This window comes from Microbulbifer thermotolerans, assembly GCF_001617625.1.
In the GTDB taxonomy this organism is placed as follows: Bacteria; Pseudomonadota; Gammaproteobacteria; order Pseudomonadales; family Cellvibrionaceae; genus Microbulbifer; species Microbulbifer thermotolerans.
Window position 1 is genome coordinate 482,008 of the sequence record NZ_CP014864.1, and the last position, 24,892, is coordinate 506,899.

Below are 24,892 nucleotides of genomic sequence, written 5' to 3' on the forward strand. Positions count from 1 at the left end.
TCTCTTGCCGATAGATACACAACCATGCTGGCTACGTTACGACTTCGGAACTGGCGGGGTTTAATGAGAAAGATGGTGGGCCCTCCGGGACTCGAACCCAGGACCTGCCGATTATGAGTCGGATGCTCTAACCAACTGAGCTAAGGGCCCCCAATGCGGTCTCGCGGTCGCGAGAGGGGTGGGAAATTACCTGATTTTTCTTTGCGGATCAATGGGTTCCTTTCGTTTGCTGCGTTTTCGGTGAGGTGGTCTGGATTACCAGGCCCAGCTCAGCCCTAGGTTGGCGCTTATGTCGCTCCAGTCGTAGTCATCCGCGGCGCTGCGGTAGCGGATATCGAGGGATAGGTCGGCAAAGGGCAGTTGCAGCAGGCGGGTGCCCAGGCCCAGTTCCAGCCAGCGGGCGCCGCGGGGGCTTTTCAGTTCCAGCTGGCCGCTGCCGTAGAGTTCGTCGTCGCCGTCCAGGGTGTACCAGAAGTTGGCGAAGGCGAAGTGGGGCTTGCCGGTGGCGTAGGCGCGCAGGCCGAGGCGTAGATTGAGTTCCGGGGTCACTCCGGTATCCATGCGGTAGCCGTTGGCGGAGAAGGCGTTCAGGCTGGTGTAGTTGGCGAGCAGCTGTGCCTGGGGCTCCAGGTTGTAGTGTTCGCCGAGCGCTATGTCGAGCCCGCTCTCCGCGGACAGGGCGATTTGTACACCGTGGCGGGTGGCACTTCTGCCGCTATGGGCGCGGCTGTCCGTACGCAGATAGGCCAGTTTGGCCTGGAGGTCGAAATAGTGGCCGGTGTTGCGGTAATCGCTGAAGTAGGCGCCGATAAAGTGGCTTTGCAGTTGATTTTGTCCCACCGGGAGGTTTGCGCCGCGTTCGCTCAGCAGGGCGCTGCTGTCGCCGTTGACGAAGCTGCTGCCTGCGCTGATGCCGCCCTGCTGGCTGCCGCGGCAGGAGGGGCCGCTGTAGAGGTCGCGGCTGATTTTCAGGCTGCTTAAGGTGCCGTCGATGCGGCTGGGTGTGTCGCCCTGCCAGTCGAGTTTCAGGTCGCCGTGGTGGAGTTGCAAGCGGATGTTGTTGTAGCCCGCAGGGTCGCTTCGCCATTCCTGGCGGCGTTGCTGAAAGCCGTCCAGTTGGTCCAAGGAAACCATCAGGGCGAGTTTCTTGATTTGGGTGTGGACTACCAGTTCGCTTGTGGCCGGGGTCCCCTGGGAGAGTCCCTCAGCGGGCAGCGTGATGCAGAGTATCGCCGCCAGGCTGGCGGGTGACAGGGGCTTGAGCTGCATAAACCTTCCTTGGCTCAATTACTATCTCTGTACAGAAATTGTAGCTGGCACTGCGGCCTTGGCCGCTCTGGAAGGAGGTTGGCGGAAAAGTGTTGCTCTGCTGGCCGGTCAGCCGCCGATCCAGCGTGGCAGGAGTATGCAGCCCCAGGTAAACAGCCACAGCAGCAGGGAGAGGGACACAGCGGCGGAGCCGGTGTCTTTGGCGAATTTGGACAGGGGGTGTTTTTCGGGGCCAATGCGGTCGATGGCCGCTTCCACCGCACTGTTAAGCAGTTCGACGATCATTACCAGCAGGGTGGCGCCGATCATCATCGCGCGTTCAACGCCGCTGTCGCCGAGCCACAGGGCGAGGGGGATCAGGAATACGGCCAGGGTGACTTCCTGGCGGAAGGCGGCTTCGTTGCGCCAGGCGGCGAGGAGGCCTTGCCAGGAGTAGCAGGTGGCGTCGATCAGTCTGGTGATGCCGGTTTTGCCGGGTTTGTTGGTGAATTCTTCTTGCATACGAGGTTTCGTGCGGCGCAATTTCTTTCACCCTTTACCTCGGCCTTAGGCGAGGGTGGGGGCTTGCGCGATCTTTCGTTTCATAAAAAAGCCCGGCGGTGCCGGGCTTTCCAGTGTAGCAGTTCTCAGCCTTCGTCGAGGAAGCTGCGCAGGTGCTCGGAGCGAGACGGGTGGCGCAGCTTGCGCAGGGCCTTGGCCTCGATCTGGCGGATGCGCTCGCGGGTCACGTCGAACTGTTTACCCACTTCTTCAAGCGTGTGGTCGGTGTTCATGTCGATACCGAAGCGCATGCGCAGTACCTTGGCTTCGCGCGCGGTCAGGCCTGCGAGCACGGCGCGGGTGGCGTCGTGCAGGCCGGTCTGGGTGGCGGTGTCGACCGGGGAGGCCTGGTTGGCGTCCTCGATGAAGTCGCCCAGGTGGGAGTCTTCGTCGTCGCCGATCGGAGTTTCCATGGAGATGGGCTCCTTGGCGATCTTCAACACCTTGCGCACTTTGTCTTCCGGCATGTCCATGCGCTCGCCCAGTTCCTCCGGAGTGGGTTCGCGGCCCATTTCCTGCAGCATCTGGCGGCTGATGCGGTTGAGCTTGTTGATGGTCTCAATCATGTGCACCGGAATACGGATGGTGCGCGCCTGGTCCGCGATGGAGCGAGTGATCGCCTGGCGGATCCACCAGGTGGCGTAGGTGGAGAACTTGTAGCCACGGCGGTATTCGAATTTGTCCACCGCTTTCATCAGGCCGATATTGCCCTCCTGGATCAGGTCGAGGAATTGCAGGCCGCGGTTGGTGTACTTCTTGGCGATGGAGATCACCAGGCGCAGGTTGGCCTCAACCATTTCCTTCTTGGCGCGGCGCGAGCGGGCCTCGCCGATCGACATGCGGCGGTTGATTTCCTTGATCTGGCTGATTTCCAGGCCGGCACGCTCTTGGCATTGGGCCAGTTTGCGCTGTGCGCGGATAATGTCGTCCGCCACATGGCGCAGGGCGTCGGAGTAGTCGCGCTTTTTCTTGATGACGGCCGGGATCCAGTCTTCGTTGATCTCGTTGCCGGGGAATTCCTTGATAAAGGTTTTGCGCGGCATCTTCGCCTTTTTGATGCACAGGTTCATGATGGTGCGCTCCTGTTCGCGCACCTCGTCGAGAATGCTGCGCACCTCGTTGTACAGCGGGTCAAATTGGCGCGGGGCCAGTTTGAAGTAGCGGAAGATTTCGCCCACGGCCTCCATGGCGGCACCGGCCTCTTTGGAGTCGCGGCCGAATTTCTTGATCGCGGCATCGGCTTTTTTCTGCGCGGCGATCAGGAGCTTCATGCGCTCTGCGAGCTCTTCCGGGTCGATGCCGCTGGCATCTTCCTCCTGGGTGCTGGAGTCGTCGTCATCGTCATCGTCGGCGTCGACGTCAGTGGTGTCGGCGTCGGCTTCCTCCGCGGCTTGGCCGGCTTGGGCGCCGGGGGGGACGTCTTCGGCCGGGTCCAGCCAGCCGGCGACAATGTCGGCGATGCGGCGCTCTTCCTGGTCGATTAGCTGGTATTCATCGATTACCTGCTGCACGGCGCCGGGCCAGTAGGCGAGGGCGGCCATAAGTTCGCGCAGGCCCTCTTCGATCCGTTTGGCAATGGCGATTTCGCCCTCGCGCGTGAGCAGTTCTACGGTGCCCATCTCGCGCATGTACATGCGTACCGGATCGGTGGTGCGGCCTACGTCGGATTCCACTGCAGCCAGGGCGGCGGCGGCTTCGGCGGCGGCGATTTCGTCGGCGGAGCTGTCGCCCTCGGCCATCAACAACTCTTCGGCATCCGGTGCGCTCTCGAACACCTTGATGCCCATGTCGTTGATCATGCCGATGATGTCTTCCACCTGATCGGGGTCGGAGATGTCCTCCGGCAGGTGGTCGTTCACTTCGGCGTAGGTCAGATAGCCCTGCTCTTTACCGCGGGCGATCAGTTCCTTGATGCGGGAAGTCTGCTGTTGGGTGTTGTCGGTCATGCACAACCCTGAAACGTAAGGAGAAATACGGGACAAAGACGCGGGATTATAGCGTATTTGCGGTAGCAATAACCACTTGTGACTGTCAAGTGGTGGTTTGTATGGTTTCTGGTTTCCTACCTCCGGGGTGACTGATAATGGTGGCGGGCGTCCGGGATTCAAGGGGGCGGGCTATTCGCGCTTGCGCCAGTTGGCGAGCAGGGCGAGTTGCTCCGCGCTCAGTTGCCCCCCGGAGGCCTTGAGTTGGGCCAGTAGGTCGCGGTTGCGCTGTTTCCGTGCGGCCAGTTCTAGTCTCTGCAGGCAGTCATTGAATTCGGCTGCCGGGTCGTATTCCAGCTTTTCGTCGCCCTGGGCCAGGTGTCGTACGCCGCTGACCAGCTGTGAGGCGGCGAGTCGGGCGAGGATTTCGCAGGAATCGGCGCCGTGGTGGGCGCGCCAGTAGCCCAGCAGCTGGTTCAGATTGTAGTCGGGGCGGCTCTTGAGCAGGTCCACCAGGTCCGCGAACAGGGCCAGGTCCGGGTGTCCGCGCTGGCGGAAGTAGTCGCTGTCGTCGATCTGCTGTGCCAGGTGCGGGTGGTGCAGCAATAGGGCGATGAGCATGCGTTCGGTCGGCAGGCGATGCTGTCCGCGGCGGCGCGGCTGTGGCGGCGCGGGCACGTGGTGTTCCGGCGGTGGCGCTTCGGCTTCGGCGGACGTTTGGCCGGGATCGCGTGCTGGCGGTGGTTCCGGAGGCTGTGGTTGTGTCTGCGCGGTTCGGGCTTTTTCCGCGATGATGACTTCCTGCAGGGTGTCTCTGTCCAGGCCGGTGCGGGCGGCCAGCTGCTGGAACATCAGCTGGCGGTAGACGCCTTCCGGCAGCAGGTCCAGCAGGGGCGCGGCCAGTTTTGACAGGCGCGCGCGGCCGTCCATGGTCTGTAGGTTGATGCCTTCCCCCAGCAGGTCGAAGAGGAAGTCTTCCAGGGGCCGCGCCTGCTCATCGAGCAGCTGGTTGAAACGCGCTCCGCCCAGTTGGCGCACCAGGGTGTCAGGGTCTTCCCCTTCCGGCAGCAGCAGGAAGCGCAGGCTGCGGCCGTCCTGCATGTGGGGGAGCGCGGCCTCAAGGGCGCGCCTGGCGGCGGCGCGGCCCGCGCGGTCGCCGTCGAAGCAGAACACCAGTTCCTGCGTGTGGCGGAAGGCCAGCTGTATATGGTCTTCGCCGCAGGCGGTGCCCAGGGTGGCTACGGCGCAGCGGATGCCGAATTGTGCCAGGGCCACCACGTCCATATAGCCTTCCACCACAATGAGCCGCGCCAGGTCGCGGTTGGCCTGTCGCGCTTCCCAGAGACCGTAGAGTTCGCGCCCCTTGTGGAAGATCGGGGTTTCCGGCGAGTTGAGGTATTTCGGCTTTTCGTCCCCCAGTACCCGGCCGCCAAAGGCGATGGTGCGGCCGCGCTGGTCGCGGATGGGGAAGATAATGCGGTTGCGGAAGCGGTCGTAGTGGTGGCGTCGCCCCGGCTCCGTGCGCCCGTCGCTGTCTTGGCGGCGGATGGCGAGTCCCGCCTGTTCTAGCAGATCCGCTTTCTGCGGTGTGGTGCCGAGGGCGTTGAGCAGGTTGTCCCATCCCGGCGGCGCCAGGCCTATGCCGAAGTCCCGCGCTATTTCGCCGGATACGCCGCGGTTGCGCAGATAGGCCACGGCGGGTCCCGCGGCAGGGTGGTTGCGCAGTTGGTCGCGGTAGAAATCGGCGGCCTGTTCGGTGAGCTGATAGAGAGACAGGGCCTCCCTCTGGCGTTTTTCCTGGCCCGGGCTGGGCTGTTCCCTCGGTACCTCCAGCCCCTGGCTGGCGGCCAGCTTTTCCACCGCCTCGGGGAAGCCGAGGCGGTCGTAGTCCATCAGGAAGCCGATGGCGTTGCCGTTGGCGCCGCAGCCAAAGCAGTAGTAGAACTGCTTGTCTGGGCTGACGGTAAACGAGGGAGTTTTTTCGTCGTGAAACGGGCAGCAGGCGGAATAGTTTTTTCCGGTCTTGCGCAGTTTGACCCGGCTGTCCACCAGATCGACGATGTCTACCCGCGCGAGCAGGTCGTCGATAAAGTGCTGGGGTATTTTGCCGGCCATGCGCTCGGGTTCCGCGCTGTCAGCCCAGCTGGGCCTTGACCAGCTTGCTGACCGCGCCCATATCCGCACGGCCCTGCACCTGGGGTTTAACCTGTGCGATCACCTTGCCCATGTCGGCCATGCCGGCGGCGCCGGTCTCTTTGATGGCGGCGGCGACGATTTCGTTGATTTCCGCTTCGGACAGCTGTTCGGGCAGGAATTCCTGGATGACATCAATCTCGGCCTGTTCCACTGCCGCCAGTTCGGCGCGGCCGGCTTTTTCGTATTGTGCGATGGAATCTCGGCGCTGTTTAATCATTTTGTCCAGCAGGGCCAGGATGCGGGCGTCATCCGGCTCAATGCGCTCGTCCACTTCCACGCGCTTAATTTCGGAGTTGATCAGGCGCAGGGTTGCCAGGCGCTCTTTGTCGCGGGCTTTCATTGCGTCTTTGGTGGCCTGGGCCAGGGTTTCCTTGAGAGTGCTCATGGTGGTTGTTCCGTTTTCGTGTGGGGTTTACTGCCGTGTAGGAAGGGAGTGTAGGCGAGCGGCCTCGGCGTAAGCTGGCGGCGCGATCGCGGCTGCTCCCTCCCGCAAGGGGTTGAAGCGGTGTGCGGCCAAGAATAGCGCTTTCGCGGCAAACAAAAAACGGCGGGCGCCGGCTGAGAATATTGGGATATCGAATAAAAAACGGCGCACGAGACGGGCTCGCACGCCGTTTTTGTTTTCCGCTCTGGGCTGATTGCCCGCCCGGCGCCTGTTTGCTGCGCCGGTGGCCCGATTAATACAGGCGTTGGAATTTGCGGTTTTCGCGCTGCAGCTTCTTGGCGTGACGCTTTACGGCAGCAGCTGCCTTGCGCTTGCGCACGGCAGTCGGCTTTTCGTAAAACTCGCGGCGGCGCACTTCAGACAGTACACCAGCTTTCTCACAGGAGCGCTTAAAGCGGCGCAGGGCGATATCAAAAGGTTCGTTGTCTTTGATTCGTACAGAGGGCATTCGATTACCTGTAAAATTCGTTTCTCTCGGCCATTCCGGCTACTGCTTGCTCTCGCCTCGCAGTTGCAACCCGGAGGCCGGTCCACAGCGAGGGCGCAAATTCTAAACACTCCAAAGCGGGATCGCAAGACTTTTTGTCAAGCGCTCGCGGGAGCGGATTTCTGCAGCCCTGCGGGCTTTCCAGTATGATAGCGGCCTTTTCAACCAGTCACGAGAGATCAGGGCCAAGTGCGAGTTCTGGGTATAGAGACCTCCTGCGATGAAACGGGGGTAGCGATTTACGACACCGGGAAGGGGCTGCTTGGTCACGCGCTCTTCAGTCAGGTGGATCTGCACGCGGAATATGGCGGTGTGGTGCCGGAGCTGGCCAGCCGCGATCATGTGCGCAAATTGCTGCCGCTGGTTCGCGAGGTAATGCGCAGGACGGATACCCATCCGCGCGACCTGGACGGTATCGCCTATACGGCGGGACCGGGCTTGGTGGGGGCGCTGATGGTGGGCGCCTGTGCCGGGCGCGCTCTGGCATATGGCTGGGGGCTTCCCGCGGTGGCGGTGCACCATATGGAGGGGCATCTGCTGGCCCCGATGCTGGAAGAGCGTCCACCGAGTTTCCCCTTTGTTGCCCTGTTGGTGTCCGGCGGCCACACGCAGCTGGTGGATGTGCGCGGCCTGGGGGATTACCGTCTGATGGGGGAATCTCTGGATGACGCCGCCGGAGAGGCGTTCGACAAGGCGGCGAAAATGTTGGATCTGGATTACCCCGGTGGCCCGCGGCTGGCGGCGCTGGCAGAGAAGGGTGATCCGGAGCGCTTTACTTTTCCGCGCCCCATGACCGACCGGCCGGGCTTGGATTTCAGTTTTTCCGGTCTCAAGACCTACACCCTGACCACTGTGCGCCAATACGCCCAGGCGGATGGATTGCCGGATGAGCAGACCTGCGCGGATATCGCCGCGGCTTTTCAGGAGGCGGTGGTGGATACCCTGGTGATCAAATGCCGCCGCGCTATTCGGGTTTCCGGTCACAAGACTCTGGTGGTCGCTGGCGGGGTGTCCGCCAACAAGCTGCTGCGCACACGCCTGGAGTCCAGGCTGCGGGAAGAGGGGGCGGGCGTTTATTACCCGCGCCATGAGTTCTGCACCGATAACGGCGCCATGATTGCTTACGCCGGTTGCTTGCGCCTGCAGGCGGGAGAGCGGTCCGGCCTGGCGGTGGAAGTGCGGCCGCGCTGGCCGATGATGGAATTGGATGGGAGCCTCAGCTGAGCGATGGATATCGTTTATATACGGGATTTAAAGGTAGACACTATCATCGGTATCTACGATTGGGAGCGCGAGGTGCGCCAGACGGTGAGTCTGGACTTGGAGATGGCCTTTGATATCAGCGAGGCTGCGCGGACCGATGATATTCGTCATACCTTGAACTACAAAGCCGTTGCCAAGCGCTTGATTGCCTTTATTGAGGAGAGCGAGTTTCTTCTGGTGGAGACCATGGCGGAAAAAGTGGCGGCCATAGTGCGTGAGGAATTCGCGGTTCCCTGGCTGCGCCTGCGGCTGTCCAAGCCCGGTGCCGTGCGCGGATCGCGGGATGTAGGTGTGATTATCGAGCGCGGAGAAAGACCGGCGACCGGTGCGGCGTCGGCGATTTGAAGGTGACGGGTGTGGTGGAAGTTTTATTGGGCCTCGGCAGCAATATCGATCGCGAGCGGAACATTCGCGCGGGGCTTAAGGCCCTGGCCGGAGAGTTTGGGCGGCTGCGGGTTTCGCGGGTTTTCGAAAGTGTGGCCGTGGGTTTCGATGGCGACAACTTCTACAACCTGGCGGTGGCGATTCACACGGCGCTGCCTGTCGGTCAACTGGCTTTGCGTTTGCGTGGGATCGAGGATGCCAACGGGCGCCTGCGTGCCGGACCCAAATTCAGTGCCCGCACGCTGGATATCGATATTCTGATCTATGGTGATCTGACCGGTACCGTCGATGGAGTCAAGCTGCCGCGGGCGGAAATCGAGAAAAATGCCTTTGTGCTGCAACCGTTGGCGGAGCTGGCTCCGGATTGGGTGCACCCGCTCACGGGCAAGAGTTTCGCGCAGATGTGGGCGGAGTACGACAAAACCAAGCAGAAGCTGTGGCCCGTGGCGTTTGATTGGCCGTAGACTGAATCCCCCCTCCCTGTGTGCAGGCGGGATCTTTCCTGATTTCTTCCGTGGTGCTCAGATATTGAGGCTGCGCCCGCCGTCTACCGCAATTACCTGACCGCTGATATAAGGTGCCTCACTGACGAGGAAGCGCACGGTGCGCGCTACGTCTTTCTCGCCGCCGGTGCGGGCCAGCGGGATACGCTCGAGTATCCGGGTCTTCGCCGCTTGGTTCGCGTTTTCCTGCTCGGGCCACAGAATGGCGCCGGGGGCCAGGGCGTTGACCCGCACGCGGGGCGCCAGCTCCAGAGCCAGGCTCTTGGTCAACATCACTAATCCGGCTTTGGCGATGCAATAGATCGGGTGCCCGGGCATGGGGCGCTCGGCGTGAATATCCGCCATATTGACGATACAGCCTTTACCGTGGGCGAGGGTGTCCGCCAGTGCTTGGCTGAGAAAGAAAGGGGCCTTCAGGTTGCTGCCGATCAGCTGTTCCCAGGCGGATTCGTCGGCGGTGTCCAGCGGGGTGGGGAAAAAGGCGGATGCGTTATTGACGAGTACTTCGATGCTGCCCCATTGGGCCGCGGCGCGCACGGCCAGCTGTTCGCAGTCGGCGGCGGTGGCCAGTTCGCTTTGCAGGGCAATGGCGGAGTCGGGGCGCAGGCGGTTTAGCTCCTCTACCAGAGTGTGCGCAGCGTCGGCAGAGCGGCGGTAGTGCACTGCCACCCGGTGGTCCCGGTGCAATTCGCGGGCGATGGCGCGCCCCAGGCGGGCGGCGGCTCCGGTAATCAGGGCGTTACGCATTGGGGTAGCTTTCCTTTACCTTGGCGATGGCGCGGACCCGCGCCCGGTCCAGGGCTTTGCCCAGGGCGGCCCCTTCGTAGCCCTGTTCCATCAACTCTTTTGGGGAGACCCCGCACGCGGCTTCGCGCACGGCGCGCAGGTAGTCCACTTGGGGGTATGGCCTGTCTTGCAGTCCTTTGCGACCGCGGGCGTCCGACTCGCAGGCGAGCAGGAACTGCTCAAACCGCTCGGGTCGGCGCAGGGCGTCTAGGGCGCGCAGTAATTTCATCAGTGTCTGCGGGCGCAATTCAAAGGCTTTGTGGCAGTGGAGGTGATACTCACACACGCCGGTGGCCAGGGCGGTCAATTCTTTGGGGGCGCGCCAGCGGCGGCAGACTTCGCGGACCAGCGGCAGGCCCGCGCGCTCGTGGCCGCGGTGGCTGGGGAGGATTTCCTCCGGGGTTACCCCTTTGCCCAGATCGTGCAGCAGTACAGCGAAGCGCACTGGCAGCTGTGGTGGCGCCGCGCGCAGTGCCAGCATGACGTGTTCGCCGGTATCGATTTCCGGGTGGTGTATGGCCGGCTGGGGTACGCCGAACAGGCGCTCCAATTCCGGCAACAGTATCTTCAGGGCGCCGCAGTCGCGCAGTACGCGGAAAAAGACATCGGGGTCCGGCTCGGTCAGGGCGCGGCTGACTTCCTTCCATACCCGCTCCGCCACCAAATGTTGGACTTCCCCTTGGTTCACCATCTGCCGCATCAGCGCCATGGTTTCGTCGGCGATGGTGAAGCCGAGGTGGTGGTAGCGGGCCTTAAAGCGGGCAACCCGCAGTATGCGCAGCGGGTCTTCCGCAAAGGCGGGGGAAACGTGGCGCAGCAGGCGCGCTTCCAGGTCGGCCCGTCCGCCGTAAGGGTCGACGAGCTCACCTTGGTCGCTCTCCGCCATGGCGTTAATGGTGAGGTCGCGGCGCAGCAGGTCCTGCTCCAGGGTGACATCGGAGCTGGCGTGAACGGTAAAGCCGCCGTAACCGTGGCCGCTTTTGCGCTCGGTGCGCGCCAGTGCGTATTCGTCGCCGGTATCGGGGTGCAGGAACACGGGAAAGTCCTTACCCACCGGGGTGAATCCGAGTTCGCGCATGTGGGGTTCGTCGGCGCCGACCACAACCCAGTCGCGCTCGTGTACGGGTCTTCCGAGCAGTTTGTCGCGCACAGCGCCGCCGACCAGGTAAATTTTCACGGAGAGCACTCCAGGGAGGGAAGGAGCAAGATATGCCGGGTTACGCGGTGCGCTGCCATAAATCCAATACTTTTGGCGCCGCCCGGGGCGGGATCTAGGGAAAAGTCCGAAGCTTTTGCAAGATAAAAAAAAGGCCCCAAAAAAACAAGGGGCCCAGGGTCTTAGGGTATTCGGTAGGGAATATCCATTTGCCATTCAAAGAGACTGATGCCCCGATGCCTGGTGAGGGGCTACCGCTTTGTGGCGGCTCGGCAGCCAACCGCTCTGCCGAATGATTGTCATTCTATTCCACCTGTCATAACTGTCAACTCTATCTTTCAGTATTTTTTGAGGGGGTTTCCGCGCCGTTCGTCAATAAAAATATAGGTGCCGAGTTTCGGGCTGGTTTTTTAGTTCTGAACAGCATAATTTATAAGATTGGCATGAAAAAACAGGATAATTTGATGTTGCGGGCTGCGATTATCCGCCGCCCGTCGCTCAGATGGACGTGGAAGGCATTTGCCCGTTACCGCGGGATGTTTGGGGGAAGACATAAAGATGAATGAACTGCATGTACTCACTACCGGAGAGGCGGCCAAGTACTGTGGTGTGAACTTCCGCACGGTGATTCGCTGGATAGAGCGGGGACAGCTAAAGGCGTACAAGTTGCCCGGTCGTGGTGACCACCGCATTTGCGTGGAAGACTTTGTCGGTTTTCTGCGCGATAACGCCATGCCGATACCCAGTGAGCTGGCCGCCGCCAGTCGCAAGGTGCTGCTGCTGACCGACAATCCCGAACTGACCGCCGCCGGTCGCCAGGCACTGCAGGAAGCCGGCTGCGATGTGGAGGTGGCTGGCGACAGCTTTGTCGCCGGGGCCCTGATGGCCGGTAGCAAACCTGCGCTGATGGTAATCGATGCGTGCTTCGTGGGTGCCAAGGGGTTTCAGATTCTGGACCACCTGCGCTCCCGCAGTGAATACGCCAATGTGCGTGTATTGGTCATTGCGTCTGCTGAGGACCGGGACCAACAGCGCTGGCTCGACGCCGGCGCCGATGCCCTGGCCGATTATCCAGTGGCGCGCAGCGAACTGGCAGCTAAGGTGAAGTTGTTGCTCGACGTTTGATTATCCAAGTCTGCCGATTTACGCATCATAGCTTTTAGATCGGTTTTGGAACGAGCATGGACTCCTCTTCGCTATCGGAACGGTCGCGGCCGATCTCCGGGCAGTGGTAGCTGGCGGTAATCTCATCGCCGTTGAGGCTGTGCAGGTGTACGTCGAACCCCCACAGGCGATGCAGGTGTTTGAGCACTTCGCCAGTGTCCTTGCCCAGAGGCCTGCGGCAGTGCTGGGTGTGGTGCAGGGTCAGTGAGCGGTCGCCGCGGGTATCCACCGAATAGACCTGGATATTTGGCTCGCGATTTCCCAGGTTGTACTGACCTGCCAGGGTGGCGCGCAGTTCGCGGTAGCCATCTTCGTCGTGTATGGCGCTGACCAGGATTTCGCTTTCCCGGTCGTCGTCGGTGATACTAAAGAGCTTCAGATCACGCATAACCTTTGGCGACAGGAACTGCAGAATAAAGCTTTCGTCCTTGAAGTCGCGCATGGCGAACTGAAGCGTCTCCTTCCAATTGCTCCCGGCGATATCCGGAAACCACTGGCGGTCCTCTTCGGTCGGGTTTTCACAGATGCGTCGCAGATCGCTGAATATGGCAAAGCCGAGGGTGTAGGGGTTGATGCCGTTGTAATAGGGGCTGTCGAAAGGCGGCTGATAGATCACATTGGTATGGCTTTGCAGAAACTCCATCATGAAGCCGTCTGTTACCCGTCCCCGGCGGTACAGCTCTGACAGCAGGGTGTAGTGCCAGAAGGTGGCCCAGCCTTCGTTCATTACCTGGGTTTGACGCTGTGGGTAAAAATATTGCGCCAGCTTGCGCACGATGCGCACCAGTTCGCGTTGCCAGTTTTCTAAAAGCGGTGCATTTTTTTCAATAAAATACAGGATATTTTCCTGTGGCTCTTCGGGAAAGCGCTGTTCCTCGCTTTCCTCTTCACCGGTGCCCGATTTTGGAATCGTCCGCCATAAATCGTTCAGTTGGCGTTGGCGGTATTCCTCCCGCTCTTTTTGTCTCCGTTCTTCCTCCACCGCTGAAATGGGATAGGGCCGCTTGTAGCGGTCCACGCCGTAATTCATTAAGGCGTGGCAGGAATCGAGAACGGCCTCGACTTCATCCAGACCATAGCGCTCCTCGCAGCTGGCGATGTAATTCTTGGCGAAAATCAAGTAATCGATGATGCTGCTGGCATCCGTCCAGCTGCGGAAAAGGTAGTTGTTTTTAAAGAAAGAATTGTGTCCGTAGCAGGCGTGAGCGATCACCAACGCCTGCATGGTCATGGTGTTTTCTTCCATGAGATAGGCGATACAGGGATTGGAGTTGATCACTATCTCATAGGCCAGCCCCATCAGGCCGCGCTGGTAGTTGTTTTCGATGTTGATGAACTGTTTGCCGAAAGACCAGTGGTGATAGCCCACGGGCATGCCCACCGATGAGTAGGCGTCCATCATCTGTTCGGAGCTGATGACTTCGATTTGATTGGGGTAGGTGTCCAAGCCGAATTCATCGGCCAGCTCAGCGATGGCCCGGTCGTACTTTTGAATCAGTTCGAAGGTCCACTCGGATGTAGTGGATATGGGGCCGCTGGAGTCTGACTCGGACGCATCCGCGCCGGTGGTGTAGGTATCGAGCATCAGGCGGGCACCTTCTGGCTGAACAACTGGCGGAAGACTGGATAGATGTCTGAGACGTCGACAATCTGTTCCATGGCGAAGTGGTTCGGGAAAAGCTCGCGTACGCGCTCGTATTCTTCCCAAAGTGCCTGGTGATCCCGGGGCGTGATCTCCACATAAGAGTAGTACTGCACGTAGGGCATAATGTCGTCGATCAGAATTTTGTGGCAGGTGCTGGAATCATCGTTCCAATTGTCTCCATCGGACGCCTGGGCGCCGTAAATATTCCACTCGCTGGCGGGGTAGCGCTCCCGCATGATGCGGCGCATTAGTTTCAGAGCACTGGAGACAATGGTGCCGCCGGTTTCGCGGGAATAGAAAAACTCTTCTTCGTCTACTTCCTTGGCACTGGTGTGGTGGCGGATAAATACCACCTCGGTGTACTCGTAGCTGCGCCGCAGGAACAGGTACAAGAGCAGGAAAAAGCGCTTCGCCATATCTTTGGTGGCCTGATTCATGGACCCGGAGACATCCATCAGGCAAAACATCACGGCGCGGGACCGAGGGCGGGGCTGTCGCACCAGGAGGTTGTATTTGAGGTCGAAATCATCGAGATAGGGTACGCGGTCGATGCGGCGGCGCAGCTCTTCAATCTTTCCGCGCAGCTGTTCGAGTTTGCGCTGATCGCGCAGGGCCGGGTCTTTGGCTTCCTCTTGCGCCAGCTCGATTTCCAGCTCGCGGAGATTGCGCCGTTTACTACTGGTCAGTGCGATGCGTCGTGCATTAGCGGCGCGCAGGGAGCGGACCACATTGAGGCGGCCGGGCGTGCCCTCGTTACTGATGCCTGCGCGCACAACCTGAAAAGCGTCATTACCTGTCAGGCGGCGCTTAATCATATTCGGCAGTTGCAATCCCTCGAACATAAAGTCCAGAAATTCTTCCTGGGAAATCTGGAAAACGAAATCATCCATGCCCTCGCCGCTGTCGCTGGCATTGCCGCCGCCACCGCCGCCACCTTCCTGCTGCCCCTGCCGGGGGACGCGATCGCCGGCGACAAACTCTTTATTGCCGGGCAACACCCGCTCTACACGTCCGCCGGGACCGTGGGAGAAGACGGGTTCTCTGATATCCCGGGTGGGGATGCTGATGCGCTCGCCCTTTTCCATATCGGTAATGGAGCGGCTGTTCATCGCCTCTCCGACAGCCTTTTTGATATGGGCTTTATAGCGGCGCAAAAAGCGCTGGCGGTTGACCGTGCTTTTCTTTTTGCCGTTCAGCCGGCGGTCGATGATATAGCTCATATTACTGCCTCTGCGTCGAACCATACCCAACTGCGGATCTTGCACTCAGCAACCGGATACCATTCGCCCTTGACCGCTCCAATTGCTACTGCGATTTGCGCACACGCAGATACCATTCCGAAAGCAGTCTGACCTGCTTCTCTGTGTAGCCCCGCTCCACCATGCGCGCGACAAAGTCCGCGTGTTTTTTCTTGTCATCCGCCGATGCCTTGGTGTTGAAGGAAATTACCGGCAGCAGATCCTCGGTGTTGGAGAACATCTTTTTCTCGATTACTGCGCGCAGTTTTTCGTAGGAACGCCAGTCGGGATTTTTTCCCTGGTTGTTGGCGCGAGCGCGCAGCACGAAATTGACGATTTCGTTGCGGAAGTCCTTCGGGTTGGAGATGCCGGCGGGTTTTTCAGTTTTTTCCAGTTCCTCATTCAAGGCGCCGCGGTCGAGGATTTCCCCTGTCTCCGGGTCCCGATATTCCTGGTCTTGTATCCAGAAATCTGCGTAGGTGACATAGCGGTCAAACAGGTTCTGACCGTACTCGGCGTAAGATTCAAGGTATGCGGTTTGTATCTCCTTACCGATAAACTCCACATAGCGTGGCGCCAGATATTCCTTGATAAAGCCGAGATAGGTTTCCTGTACTTCCGGAGGAAACTGCTCCTGTTCAATCTGCTGTTCCAGCACATAAAGGAGGTGTACCGGGTTGGCGGCAACTTCGGTGGGATCGAAGTTAAACACCTTGGAGAGTATCTTGAACGCAAAGCGGGTGGAAAGGCCGGTCATGCCCTCGTCGACACCGGCGTTGTCCCGATATTCCTGGATGGTTTTTGCCTTCGGATCTGTATCTTTGAGATTTTCACCATCATAGACCCGCATCTTTGAATAAATGCTGGAATTTTCGGGGTTCTTGATGCGGGACAGCACGGAGAACTGCGCCAGCATGCGCAGGGTGTCCGGTGCGCAAGGTGCATTGGCCAGAGAACTGTTTTCCAGCAGTTTGCCGTAAATCTTGATTTCCTCCTGTACGCGCACGCAGTAGGGGACTTTGACGATATAGATACGGTCCAGGAAGGCTTCGTTGTTGCGGTTGTTGCGGAAGGACTGCCATTCGGATTCGTTGGAGTGCGCCAGTATGGTGCCGTTGAAGGGGATGGAGCCCAGCCCTTCCGTGCTGTTGTAGTTGCCTTCCTGGGTAGCAGTGAGCAACGGATGCAGTACCTTGATGGGCGCCTTGAACATCTCCACGAACTCCATCAATCCCTGATTGGCGCGGCACAGGCTGCCGGAAAAGCTGTAGGCATCCGGATCATTTTGGGGGAAATCTTCCAGTTTTCGAATATCTACCTTGCCCACCAGTGAGGAAATATCCTGGTTGTTTTCGTCCCCCGGTTCCGTTTTGGCGATAGCGATCTGGTCGAGAATGGAAGGGTAGATCTTCACGACGCGGAACTTGCTGATGTCGCCCTTGAATTCATGCAGGCGTTTCATCGCCCAGGGCGACATAATGGTATTTACGTAACGGCGGGGAATCCCGTAATCCTCTTCCAGGATCTGTCCGTCTTCGCTGGGGGAGAAGAGGCTCAGTGGCGACTCAAACACCGGTGAGCCTTTGATGGCGTAGATGGGAACTTTCTCCATCAGTGCCTTCAACCGTTCCGCCAGAGAAGACTTGCCACCGCCCACCGGGCCCAGCAAGTAGAGGATTTGTTTCTTTTCTTCCAGTCCCTGAGCGGCGTGGCGGAAGAAGGAAACGATCTGTTCTATGGCTTCTTCCATGCCGTAGAACTCATCGAAGGCTTTGTAGCGCTTGATTACTTTGTTGGAGAAAATCCGTGACAGGCGGGGGTCGCGGGAGGTGTCCACCAGCTCCGCCTCGCCGATAGCCATCAGCATGCGTTCGGCGGGGGACGCATAGGCGCTGCGGTCATTTTTGCACAGTTCCAGGTATTCCTGAATGCTGAGTTCTTCATCCTGGATGGACTCGTATCTCTCCAGGTAGTGATTGAATATCGTCATGATGTACAACTCCCTGTAGCGTGTCGGACAGCATTCGGCGTATTGCCAGCCGCAGTGGACAAGCACATTGCATACTGCGTCAATGGATTGTCGGGCTGGCGAGCTGGGGCGGGCGCCCGCTCCTCAGGCTGCGCGAATGCTGGAAGGCGCTTGGCGCGAAACACTATCTTTATGGTGGCAGTCATATCGCTCTGCCGTGCGAGAGCAATGACAAATTGGTGCTCCCGCTTTTCCAGCATAGTTCGCGGCGGCGAAGCGGCGCCAAAATGGGTTGAATTGAGCGGCAGTTTTAGGCTCTACTAGGCGGCCTCTTGAGAATTCAAAGTGATTAAAGGAAGTTGCTATGGCGATCCTGGTTACTGGTGGGGCCGGTTACATTGGCAGTCACACATGTATCGAATTGCTTACTGCTGGCTGGGAACCAGTGGTGGTGGACAACCTGGTAAACAGCAGTAGCGAATCTCTGCACCGGGTAGAGATGATTACCGGACGCCAAGTGCCCTTTCATCAGCTGGATATTGCCGATGCCGATGGACTGCGGTCAGTATTTTCCCGCTACGACATTGATGCTGTCGTGCATTTCGCCGGCCTTAAGGCCGTGGGCGAATCCGTGGCGCAGCCACTGCGTTATTACCAAAACAATGTCAGCGGTACTTTGACGCTGTGCCAAGTGATGGAGGAGTTTGGTGTCCGGCAGCTGATATTCAGTTCCTCCGCTACCGTTTACGGCGATCCCGCCAGCGTCCCTATCCGAGAAGACTTCCCCACTGGCGCTACCAATCCCTACGGGGCGAGCAAACTGATGGTGGAAGACGTACTGCGCGATCTCTGTGCCGCACCGGATAGTGGCTGGAAAGTCAGCTTGCTGCGTTACTTCAACCCCATTGGCGCCCACGAAAGCGGCACCATTGGTGAAGACCCGCGCGGCATTCCCAACAACCTGTTGCCCTATGTGGCCCAAGTGGCGGTGGGGCGGCTGCCGCAGCTGCAGGTGTTTGGCGATGACTACGATACCCCGGATGGCACCGGCGTGCGCGACTATATCCACGTGGTGGACCTGGCCCGCGGGCACCTGGCAGCGTTGGAAAAACTGCGCCTGAGTGAAACGCCAGCGGGCTGCTACACCTATAACCTGGGCACCGGTCGTGGCAGCTCCGTATTGGAAATCGTGCGCGCCTTCGAGCAGGCTTGTGGTCGAGAAATCCCCTACAAAATAGCCCCGCGCCGCCCTGGAGATATCGCAGAATGCTATGCCGACCCGTCTCTGGCGGAAAAGGAATTGGGCTGGAAAGCGGAGTATGAGCTGCAGCGAATGGTGGAGGATACCTGGCGCTGGCAGTCTAAAAACCCGAATGGTTATTCCGCGGAATAAAAGCAGATATCCCTCGCCTCTGATTAATATGTGTTCCACGCAGCGTTCAGGAACAGGAAAGAATATTTCCAGAAACTGATATATCAGTCGTATTAATCAGAGATCTCTCTCCTGAAAAGTTCCCCAGTTTTTCTAATCAATATACTTTCCTCAGCCGTTATCAGCGTCCGCCTCAGGAATGCTCGTCCGCATTTTTAAAGTGAAAAATGGTGGTTTGATCAGAGCATTTGTTTGTCTTTTATAAATTCGAATTACTGTTCGGTTTGTGTAATGGCGTGTAATAGATTGCATGTTGAATGAAGTGACTAGACGTTGTAAAAAATGTCTAAATGAAGACCGCATTCTTGCCGATGGTAGGCACCTTGAAAGCCTGTTGTTGAGAGAATATGAAAGTCAGCGACAATTGCTTACAGCGCAATTAGAGCGAAGTGAAAATATTTATCGACAGCAACAGCAGAATATCGAGCAGTGTATAGCCTCCACAGAAAAAGATTTGGCGCTGCTCGAGCAACAAATAAACACCCAAATTTAAATTTTACATGGTAAATAGTGGGCAAATATGAGTGAAATCTCTTACCATAAATTTTTTTTGCTTCTTGTCGTTGTTCTTTCAGTTTTAATGCAATTTATTGAAAATATTTTTATAAAAATTATTATTTTATCTGCTGTTGTTCTTTTCGGTGTTTTCGGCATTGTTATTTATAGGAATCGATGATTATTTATCAAATTTGCGTATAGAGGGACCATTGAAATTAAGCCTTTTTTAAGAGTCTAGAGTTTAGGAGGGGGTTCAAAATTTTATGTCAGACAAGTAGTCTCATAGAATGATGTATTTCTCGAGGCGTTCCGCAAAGTGGATCGCCAGCTGTGACAGTGTCAGATTCCAATTCTGGATTGGGTGCGTCCAGCGCTCGGAGGCTTTCAGTATACCGACGTAGAGCAGCCTGAATAAGCTGTTCCCATTGGCGAAGCCACCCTTGGTTTTGGTCAGTTTTCGAAACTGCCTATGTGCGGCTTCGACGGCGTTGGTGGTGTAAATCGGTTTGCGTATGTATTCCGGATATTTGAAGTAGGCCGATAGTGTGGGCCACTTGCTGCGCCAGGATTTGATCACCATCGGCTATTTGTCGCCCCACTTAGCTTCCAGCTCGTCCAGTGCGCTCTCGGCAGCATTGAGTGTTGCCGCCTTGTAGACACATTTGAGATCCGCCATAAAAGTCTTCTGGTTCTTCGAAGACACGTACTTTATCGAATTGCGGATCTGGTGGATCACGCAGTGCCTTGATGGCGGCTTCCATATCGAAGGTAGGTTTGCTCATGGGGCATCTCTTTTTTGCTAATGGTAAAGAAATGACACGGAATTCTGAGCACTACATAGCTTAACGGGGTTGCCGTTTTTGCTTGATCATGCTAAGAGAGAGGTTTAATAGTAAGTGAGAATTATTTTGTACAGATTTGTAGGGCTAATAATAAACACTATTTTCCCTGGGATATCTGGAATTATTGTGGGTAGTCCGTTAGTGGCTTTATTGACACCCATATGCATTATTTGTGCAATATTTTTTGGGGCTTTCTTATGGGCTAAGTCTCCTTTTTATTTTTATGCTTCTTTTTTTATTGTGTTGATGTCGTACGCCATTTCGTCGTTAATTCTGTTTAAGATTAAGGAGGAGGTTAATCTAAAAAAAATATTATATTTATCTTTATATGCTTTCTTCTATTGTTTGCTTTTTTCCGTGAATCCTCCTCCATTCTATATAAGTGTGTTAAATGGAAGTTCATCGTATCCAAATTTGATCGATGGAGAAATTACGCTTGATGTTGGTGAAGGGTATGAAATTATTAGAGGGGATTTTGTGACTTTCAAATTTCCTGGAGGTGCATCTGCTTACTCAAAGCGAGTTATAGGATTGCCAGGAGAAAAAATATTTATTGAAAATGGAGTTGTTTATATAAATGATGTTCCTCTTGAAGAGAAATATAAAAATTATGATGGTACATGTTCTAAAAGCCAGCAATTAGGTCCAATTACGGTTCCGGATGATAGCTATTTTGTTCTGGGGGATAATAGATGTGGTTCTATAGATTCTCGTCATTATCATTATCCTTTTATTCAAAAAAATCAAATTTTGGGGAAGAAATTATATTTTATATGGTCTAAAGATATTTTTAAGCTAGGTAAGTATGTGCAGTGAATGCGATTCTTTTTATTATTTTTTAATACATTTTTTAGTGATATTCATCACCAATATGTAGAGTAAAAAAGTGTTCTTCGTAGAAGAGTGTACATCTATAGCATAAACAGACAGGCTGGGGACAGAACTTCAGCGACACTCTACAGCTTGATTGAAACCGCCAAACTATACGGGCACGAGCCGTACCGATATCTCAGGCAGGTGTTTACAGAACTGCCCAAGGCGCAGAGCGTGGAAGAGATAGAGCAGCTGCTGCCGTGGAATCTTGTCTGAACATAAGATGAGTAATGGCAATGGGGTGGTAGATTTACCGCTTACCTTGATCCAGTTGCTCTCAGTAGCAGGCAGAGATGTGACCAAGGAATTGAGCCAGATAAGTTCTTGGTGAAGTCAACAATCGATCACTTCCGGAAGAATCCGACAAGAGCTGGCCCGACAATTACGGAATTTTAATGTTCGCGGCTGGCGGAATGTTACCTGCAGGAAATTCGAGACGCCACATGGTGAGTTTTTGTCCGATTCCAGGTGGGGACTGTAAAAATAGAGATTTTTCAGCAGACAATTGGAGTTGTGTTGGATTTTCATTGGCTAATACAGGGCCGCTGGAGATCTAGCTCGCTCTAAACTCTAGTTATATATGAAAAGACAAAATATGCCTTGTTTTCAAGTAATAACTAACTATGGTGTGATATGAATTAAGCCGCAGTATTTTTAAGTAAAGAAGAAGGAAACGGAAATATCATGGAATCAACGTTTGAAAATAGCACCCCTGATGCTGGTTTAACTGCTGATCTCTCTTCGCAGCCAAAGCCTTGGCGCGCAGGGGGGAATGCCTGATCCGGCGGAAATTCAAGCTGCGGTGGCTGCACATTTGCAAACGCCGGCGGCTATAGTTGGCTCTTATCTGGTGCAGTTTTTTCTGATTATTCCGGTATTGCTGGCAGTGGCAAATTTCAAAACGCAGTCTCTCTGGTCGACATTGGCGGTGCGGCCTTTTGCGATTAAGTTGGTGTGGCTCTGGATTGGTTTGTTGCTGGTATTTCTGGCTGTGCAGTCTTTCCTGGTACGCCTGCTGGACGTAGCGCCGGGAGAATTTATGCAGATGCTGGCCGGAAGCCGTCATCTGCCATTGGTTCTGGTGATTGTTTTGGTGGCGCCTGTATTGGAAGAGTTGATTTTTCGCGGCTATTTGTTCACCGCTTGGCGGCAATCCCGACTCGGCCTCACTGGCACTTTGCTGCTGACTTCCGCTCTATTTGCCCTTATGCACTGGGGCAGTATCACTGGGTCCAGGCGGTTTTTATTTTTATTCTGGCTCTGATGCTGGGAATTGCACGGGAGAAAAGTGGCTCGGTGCTGTTGCCAATGTTGTTGCACGGCCTGAATAATTTGGCCAGTGCGATTGTGGTGATTTATTTGGGCATTCTTTAATGATTAATCCTCCTTCTTTTCCGTAGAGGGAGGAATAACCTCAAGAAAGCTTCAATTCAGATTTCTCTTGGGCCGGAAAGCAAGAATCTGCCAGGAGATTGGTTCAAGTGAAGGGGCAGCCCCGGCCTGCTACGGCGCATATATGAGTTGATCAAGGACGCGGGGTACCCCTATAGGCTGCAATCCGCGCAGAAAAATTCTTCGTCGTTAAGCCGCATCGCGGTCAGGTATCCACCCCAGACGCAGCCGGTATCCAGGGCATAGACGTTGGGTGTGTCGGCTCTGCCTTCCAGTGCCGCCCAATGGCCAAAAATAATTTTGTCATTTTGGGTTTTGCGTTCGGGAAAGCTGAACCAGGGTTTGAAGTCGCCGTGGGCAGCAGCGGGGCCGCGCTTGGTGATCAGGTCCAGGGTGCCGTCGGCGGTACAGAAGCGCATGCGGGTGAAGTAGTTGGTGATGCAGCGCAGCCGCTCGATACCAAGCAGGTGATCACTCCAGCGGTGTGGTTCATTGCCGTACATGCCGTAGAAATAGGCTTTTGCCATGGCGCTGTCGGCCAGCGCCCGGTGGACTTCGCTGGCGAGTGTCAGCGCCTTAGTGACACTCCACATGGGGGGAATACCGGCGTGCACCATGGTGAATCCCTTTTTGTGCACCACCAGTGGCAGGCTCTGGAGCCATGTAAGTAGCTTGTCGGCATCGCGGGCCGCGAGTACTTCGGCGAGATCCTTTTCTTTGTCCGTCAGGCGTTTGGCGCCGTGGGCCAGAGCCAGGAGATGCAGATCGTGGTTGCCGAGTACAGCGGTGATCTGGTCGCGGTGCTGGTAGAGGAAGCGCAGCGTGCCCAGGCTGTCAGGTCCTCTGTGCACCAGGTCGCCGGCCAGCCACAGTTTGTCCCGGTCGGGGCGGAAGTGAATTTTTTTCAGTAGTCGTTGCAGCGGCTCAAGGCAGCCCTGAATATCGCCGATGGCATATGTGGCCAAAACGCAACCTCAATGCTTTTCTGTTATTTGCTGTCGAGTTCTGCGCAGTAGTTTGCCAGTTGTACAAATTCCTGCACGCTGAGCGTTTCCGGGCGGCGCCCGGCATCTATGGGTAGTTGATTTGCATCCAGGTCAGGATACAGGGGTTTTAGGGCGTTGCGGAGGGTTTTCCGGCGCTGTTGAAAGGCGATGTTGACGATGCGTTCCAGTAATTTCTCGTCCCGTGCGGTGTGGGGCTGAGTGGTGTGGGGTGTCAGGCGCACGATTGCGGAGTCGACTTTGGGGGCGGGGCGGAAGGATTGCGGCGGCACGGGAAAGAGTCCTTGCACGCGGCAGAAGTATTGCACCATAACGCTGAGGCGACCATAGGCTTTGCTGCCGGGAGTGGCGCCGAGACGGTCCACCACTTCTTTTTGCAGCATAAAGTGCATATCTTGTATCGCGCCGCGGAAGCCGAGTAGGTGGAACAGCAGAGGTGTAGAAATGTTGTAGGGCAGGTTGCCCACGATGCGCAGCTTGTTGTCGCCGGCAAATTCTCCGAAATCGAATTTGAGCGCGTCTTGTTCGATGATTTGAAACTGTTCGTAGTTGCGGAATTTGAATTTCAGCGGCGGTATCAAATCCCGGTCCAGCTCTATCGCGGTGAGCGATGGGCAGCGGGCCAGTAGCAGCTGGGTGATCGCACCCTGACCGGGGCCGATTTCGACCAGCCGATCACTTTCTCTGGGCGCTACCGCGCGCACTATTTTTTCGATGATATTTTCATCGACGAGAAAATTCTGGCCGAAGCGCTTGCGCGCCCTGTGTTGGAAAAAGTTGTCCATCAAATCATGCTCGCCTGCGCACAGGCATTTACAGAGGAAATCAGTGAGGTTATAGATTGCGCAGCCTGACCAATTGAATGGCCTGGGACAGCGCCGCTTGCAGACTGCCACTATCGGCAATGCCCTGGCCGGCGATATTGAGGGCGGTACCGTGGTCCACGGAAGTGCGGATAAACGGCAGCCCGAGGGTAATGTTTACCGCGTGGCCGAAGCCCTTGAATTTTAACACCGGCAGGCCCTGATCGTGGTACATGGCCAGCACCGCATCGCAGCGCGCCAACTGCGGCGGAGTGAATAGGGTATCCGCGGGCAGCGGGCCGGTAAGCTGAATCCCCAGGGCGCGGAGCTTGTCCAGTGTTGGGCCTATGATTTCAATTTCCTCGCGCCCCAGATGCCCGCCTTCGCCAGCGTGGGGGTTGAGGCCGCAGACGGCGATGCGCGGTACGTCGATGCGGAACTGATCGCGCAGGCTGCGGTGCAGTATGGTGATTGTCTGCTCCAGGTGCGGGCCTGTTATTGCGGCACTCACATCCTTGAGTGGCAGGTGGGTGGTGACCAGGGCCACGCGTAAATCTTCAGCCGCCAGCATCATGACCACCCGCTCCACGCCGGCCAGGTCGGCGAAGAATTCTGTGTGGCCGCTAAAGGGGATTCCCGCATCGTTGATGACCCCTTTGTGGACCGGGCCGGTCACCAGGGCGTCAAAGCGCCGCGACAGGCAGCCTTGGGCAGCACTACTCAGAGTCTCCAAGACATAGGTTGCATTGGATTTGTTTAACTGGCCTGCCACAGCGGGCTCGGCCATGGGGACCGGCTGGATATAGAGGCTGCCGGCGGGTGTGACAGCGGGAGGCTCGGAGGGATCGAAGGGCAAAAGCCGGAGCTTCTGGCGCAGCTGTGCCGCGGTTTTTTCCAGCAGTTGCGGATCGCAGACCGCGATCACTTGTGCGGGGCTGCCGATGGAAGCGAGCTTTATCGCCAGTTCCGGGCCTATACCGGCGGGTTCGCCGGGGGTGAATGCTATTCGGGGGATCATGCTTGCCAATGCCGCCAGAATGGAATGCGAAGGCGCCGGAGCCTCCGGCGCCTGTCGGAA

General features: G+C 57.0%; 21 protein-coding genes, 1 tRNA gene and 3 pseudogenes. 9 read left to right on the forward strand and 16 right to left on the reverse strand.

Going from position 1 to position 24,892, the window contains the following annotated elements; all coding sequences use genetic code 11:
• Nucleotides 1-73: 73 nt before the first annotated feature.
• From A3224_RS01940 to rpsU, 7 genes are all read right to left on the reverse strand, one after another.
• Nucleotides 74-150, reverse strand: a tRNA-Ile gene (locus A3224_RS01940).
• Nucleotides 151-255: 105 nt separating this feature from the next.
• The gene (locus A3224_RS01945) at nucleotides 256-1,269 is read right to left on the reverse strand and encodes an autotransporter domain-containing protein (RefSeq protein ID WP_067150770.1); all 1,014 of its coding nucleotides are present in this window, start codon (nucleotides 1,267-1,269) and stop codon (nucleotides 256-258) included.
• 108 nt (nucleotides 1,270-1,377) lie between these two features.
• Nucleotides 1,378-1,770 (reverse strand): diacylglycerol kinase, encoded by a 393-nt coding sequence (locus A3224_RS01950; RefSeq protein WP_067150773.1) that lies wholly within the window; start codon nucleotides 1,768-1,770, stop codon nucleotides 1,378-1,380.
• A gap of 125 nt (nucleotides 1,771-1,895) precedes the next feature.
• A complete protein-coding gene (rpoD, locus tag A3224_RS01955; protein WP_067150777.1) occupies nucleotides 1,896-3,755 on the reverse strand; it encodes an RNA polymerase sigma factor RpoD in 1,860 nt (619 codons plus the stop codon).
• A gap of 171 nt (nucleotides 3,756-3,926) precedes the next feature.
• Nucleotides 3,927-5,849, reverse strand: coding sequence for a DNA primase (gene dnaG, locus A3224_RS01960; protein WP_067150780.1), 1,923 nt, complete (start codon nucleotides 5,847-5,849; stop codon nucleotides 3,927-3,929).
• Between the two features lie 19 nt (nucleotides 5,850-5,868).
• On the reverse strand, nucleotides 5,869-6,315 hold the full coding sequence (locus A3224_RS01965; RefSeq protein WP_067150783.1) for a GatB/YqeY domain-containing protein: 447 nt from the start codon (nucleotides 6,313-6,315) through the stop codon (nucleotides 5,869-5,871).
• Between the two features lie 292 nt (nucleotides 6,316-6,607).
• On the reverse strand, nucleotides 6,608-6,823 hold the full coding sequence (gene rpsU / locus A3224_RS01970; RefSeq protein ID WP_020411530.1) for a 30S ribosomal protein S21: 216 nt from the start codon (nucleotides 6,821-6,823) through the stop codon (nucleotides 6,608-6,610).
• 228 nt (nucleotides 6,824-7,051) lie between these two features.
• Here rpsU and tsaD point away from each other — a divergent pair, with 228 nt between their 5' ends.
• The 3 genes from tsaD to folK are packed head-to-tail and all read left to right on the forward strand — an operon-like array spanning nucleotide 7,052 to nucleotide 8,973.
• Nucleotides 7,052-8,086 (forward strand): tRNA (adenosine(37)-N6)-threonylcarbamoyltransferase complex transferase subunit TsaD, encoded by a 1,035-nt coding sequence (gene tsaD, locus A3224_RS01975; protein ID WP_067150785.1) that lies wholly within the window; start codon nucleotides 7,052-7,054, stop codon nucleotides 8,084-8,086.
• A 3-nt stretch (nucleotides 8,087-8,089) separates the two neighbouring features.
• The gene (folB, locus tag A3224_RS01980) at nucleotides 8,090-8,470 is read left to right on the forward strand and encodes a dihydroneopterin aldolase (protein WP_067150788.1); all 381 of its coding nucleotides are present in this window, start codon (nucleotides 8,090-8,092) and stop codon (nucleotides 8,468-8,470) included.
• Nucleotides 8,471-8,481: 11 nt separating this feature from the next.
• A complete protein-coding gene (gene folK / locus A3224_RS01985; protein ID WP_067157304.1) occupies nucleotides 8,482-8,973 on the forward strand; it encodes a 2-amino-4-hydroxy-6-hydroxymethyldihydropteridine diphosphokinase in 492 nt (163 codons plus the stop codon).
• 57 nt (nucleotides 8,974-9,030) lie between these two features.
• On the opposite strand, the gene A3224_RS01990 is transcribed toward folK, so the two are convergent.
• Both A3224_RS01990 and A3224_RS01995 read right to left on the reverse strand, forming a co-directional pair.
• Nucleotides 9,031-9,759 (reverse strand): pteridine reductase, encoded by a 729-nt coding sequence (locus tag A3224_RS01990; RefSeq protein WP_067150791.1) that lies wholly within the window; start codon nucleotides 9,757-9,759, stop codon nucleotides 9,031-9,033.
• Complete coding sequence (locus A3224_RS01995) at nucleotides 9,752-10,975, reverse strand: multifunctional CCA addition/repair protein (RefSeq protein WP_067150794.1); 1,224 nt, start codon at nucleotides 10,973-10,975, stop codon at nucleotides 9,752-9,754. The genes A3224_RS01990 and A3224_RS01995 overlap by 8 nt, the downstream gene beginning before the upstream one ends.
• A gap of 537 nt (nucleotides 10,976-11,512) precedes the next feature.
• Here A3224_RS01995 and A3224_RS02000 point away from each other — a divergent pair.
• Complete coding sequence (locus A3224_RS02000; protein WP_067150797.1) at nucleotides 11,513-12,079, forward strand: response regulator; 567 nt, start codon at nucleotides 11,513-11,515, stop codon at nucleotides 12,077-12,079.
• A 34-nt stretch (nucleotides 12,080-12,113) separates the two neighbouring features.
• On the opposite strand, the gene A3224_RS02005 is transcribed toward A3224_RS02000, so the two are convergent.
• The 3 genes from A3224_RS02005 to A3224_RS02015 form a co-directional block, all read right to left on the reverse strand.
• Nucleotides 12,114-13,703: a SpoVR family protein gene (locus A3224_RS02005; protein WP_067150799.1), complete on the reverse strand. Its 1,590-nt coding sequence runs from the start codon at nucleotides 13,701-13,703 to the stop codon at nucleotides 12,114-12,116.
• Nucleotides 13,703-14,983, reverse strand: a complete 1,281-nt coding sequence (locus A3224_RS02010) for a YeaH/YhbH family protein (protein ID WP_067150802.1) — start codon at nucleotides 14,981-14,983, stop codon at nucleotides 13,703-13,705. The genes A3224_RS02005 and A3224_RS02010 overlap by 1 nt, the downstream gene beginning before the upstream one ends.
• Nucleotides 14,984-15,068: 85 nt before the next feature.
• Complete coding sequence (locus A3224_RS02015) at nucleotides 15,069-16,991, reverse strand: PrkA family serine protein kinase (RefSeq protein ID WP_067150805.1); 1,923 nt, start codon at nucleotides 16,989-16,991, stop codon at nucleotides 15,069-15,071.
• 343 nt (nucleotides 16,992-17,334) lie between these two features.
• Here A3224_RS02015 and galE point away from each other — a divergent pair, with 343 nt between their 5' ends.
• Nucleotides 17,335-18,363 carry a UDP-glucose 4-epimerase GalE gene (gene galE / locus A3224_RS02020; protein ID WP_067150808.1) on the forward strand — a complete coding sequence of 343 codons (1,029 nt, stop codon included), beginning with the start codon at nucleotides 17,335-17,337 and terminating at the stop codon, nucleotides 18,361-18,363.
• 289 nt (nucleotides 18,364-18,652) lie between these two features.
• Nucleotides 18,653-18,895 (forward strand): hypothetical protein, encoded by a 243-nt coding sequence (locus tag A3224_RS16750; RefSeq protein WP_139223183.1) that lies wholly within the window; start codon nucleotides 18,653-18,655, stop codon nucleotides 18,893-18,895.
• Nucleotides 18,896-19,180: 285 nt separating this feature from the next.
• On the opposite strand, the pseudogene A3224_RS02025 reads toward A3224_RS16750, so the two are convergent.
• Nucleotides 19,181-19,639: pseudogene (locus tag A3224_RS02025) on the reverse strand (transposase); the annotation flags it as partial.
• Nucleotides 19,640-19,796: 157 nt separating this feature from the next.
• Here A3224_RS02025 and lepB point away from each other — a divergent pair.
• The 3 genes and pseudogenes from lepB (at nucleotide 19,797) to A3224_RS17600 (ending at nucleotide 21,989) form a co-directional block, all read left to right on the forward strand.
• Nucleotides 19,797-20,558, forward strand: a complete 762-nt coding sequence (lepB, locus tag A3224_RS16415; RefSeq protein WP_082817353.1) for a signal peptidase I — start codon at nucleotides 19,797-19,799, stop codon at nucleotides 20,556-20,558.
• A 129-nt stretch (nucleotides 20,559-20,687) separates the two neighbouring features.
• A pseudogene (locus A3224_RS02030) lies at nucleotides 20,688-20,831 on the forward strand (transposase domain-containing protein); the annotation flags it as partial.
• 829 nt (nucleotides 20,832-21,660) lie between these two features.
• Nucleotides 21,661-21,989, forward strand: a pseudogene (locus tag A3224_RS17600) (CPBP family intramembrane glutamic endopeptidase).
• Nucleotides 21,990-22,159: 170 nt separating this feature from the next.
• On the opposite strand, the gene A3224_RS02040 reads toward A3224_RS17600, so the two are convergent.
• Genes A3224_RS02040 through pdxA form a run of 3 tightly spaced genes read right to left on the reverse strand, consistent with a single transcriptional unit; the run spans nucleotide 22,160 to nucleotide 24,832 of the window.
• Nucleotides 22,160-22,972, reverse strand: a complete 813-nt coding sequence (locus A3224_RS02040) for a symmetrical bis(5'-nucleosyl)-tetraphosphatase (RefSeq protein ID WP_067150817.1) — start codon at nucleotides 22,970-22,972, stop codon at nucleotides 22,160-22,162.
• A 23-nt stretch (nucleotides 22,973-22,995) separates the two neighbouring features.
• On the reverse strand, nucleotides 22,996-23,796 hold the full coding sequence (gene rsmA / locus A3224_RS02045) for a 16S rRNA (adenine(1518)-N(6)/adenine(1519)-N(6))-dimethyltransferase RsmA (protein WP_067150820.1): 801 nt from the start codon (nucleotides 23,794-23,796) through the stop codon (nucleotides 22,996-22,998).
• 49 nt (nucleotides 23,797-23,845) lie between these two features.
• Nucleotides 23,846-24,832, reverse strand: a complete 987-nt coding sequence (gene pdxA, locus A3224_RS02050; RefSeq protein WP_067150824.1) for a 4-hydroxythreonine-4-phosphate dehydrogenase PdxA — start codon at nucleotides 24,830-24,832, stop codon at nucleotides 23,846-23,848.
• Between the last annotated feature and the right edge of the window lie 60 nt (nucleotides 24,833-24,892).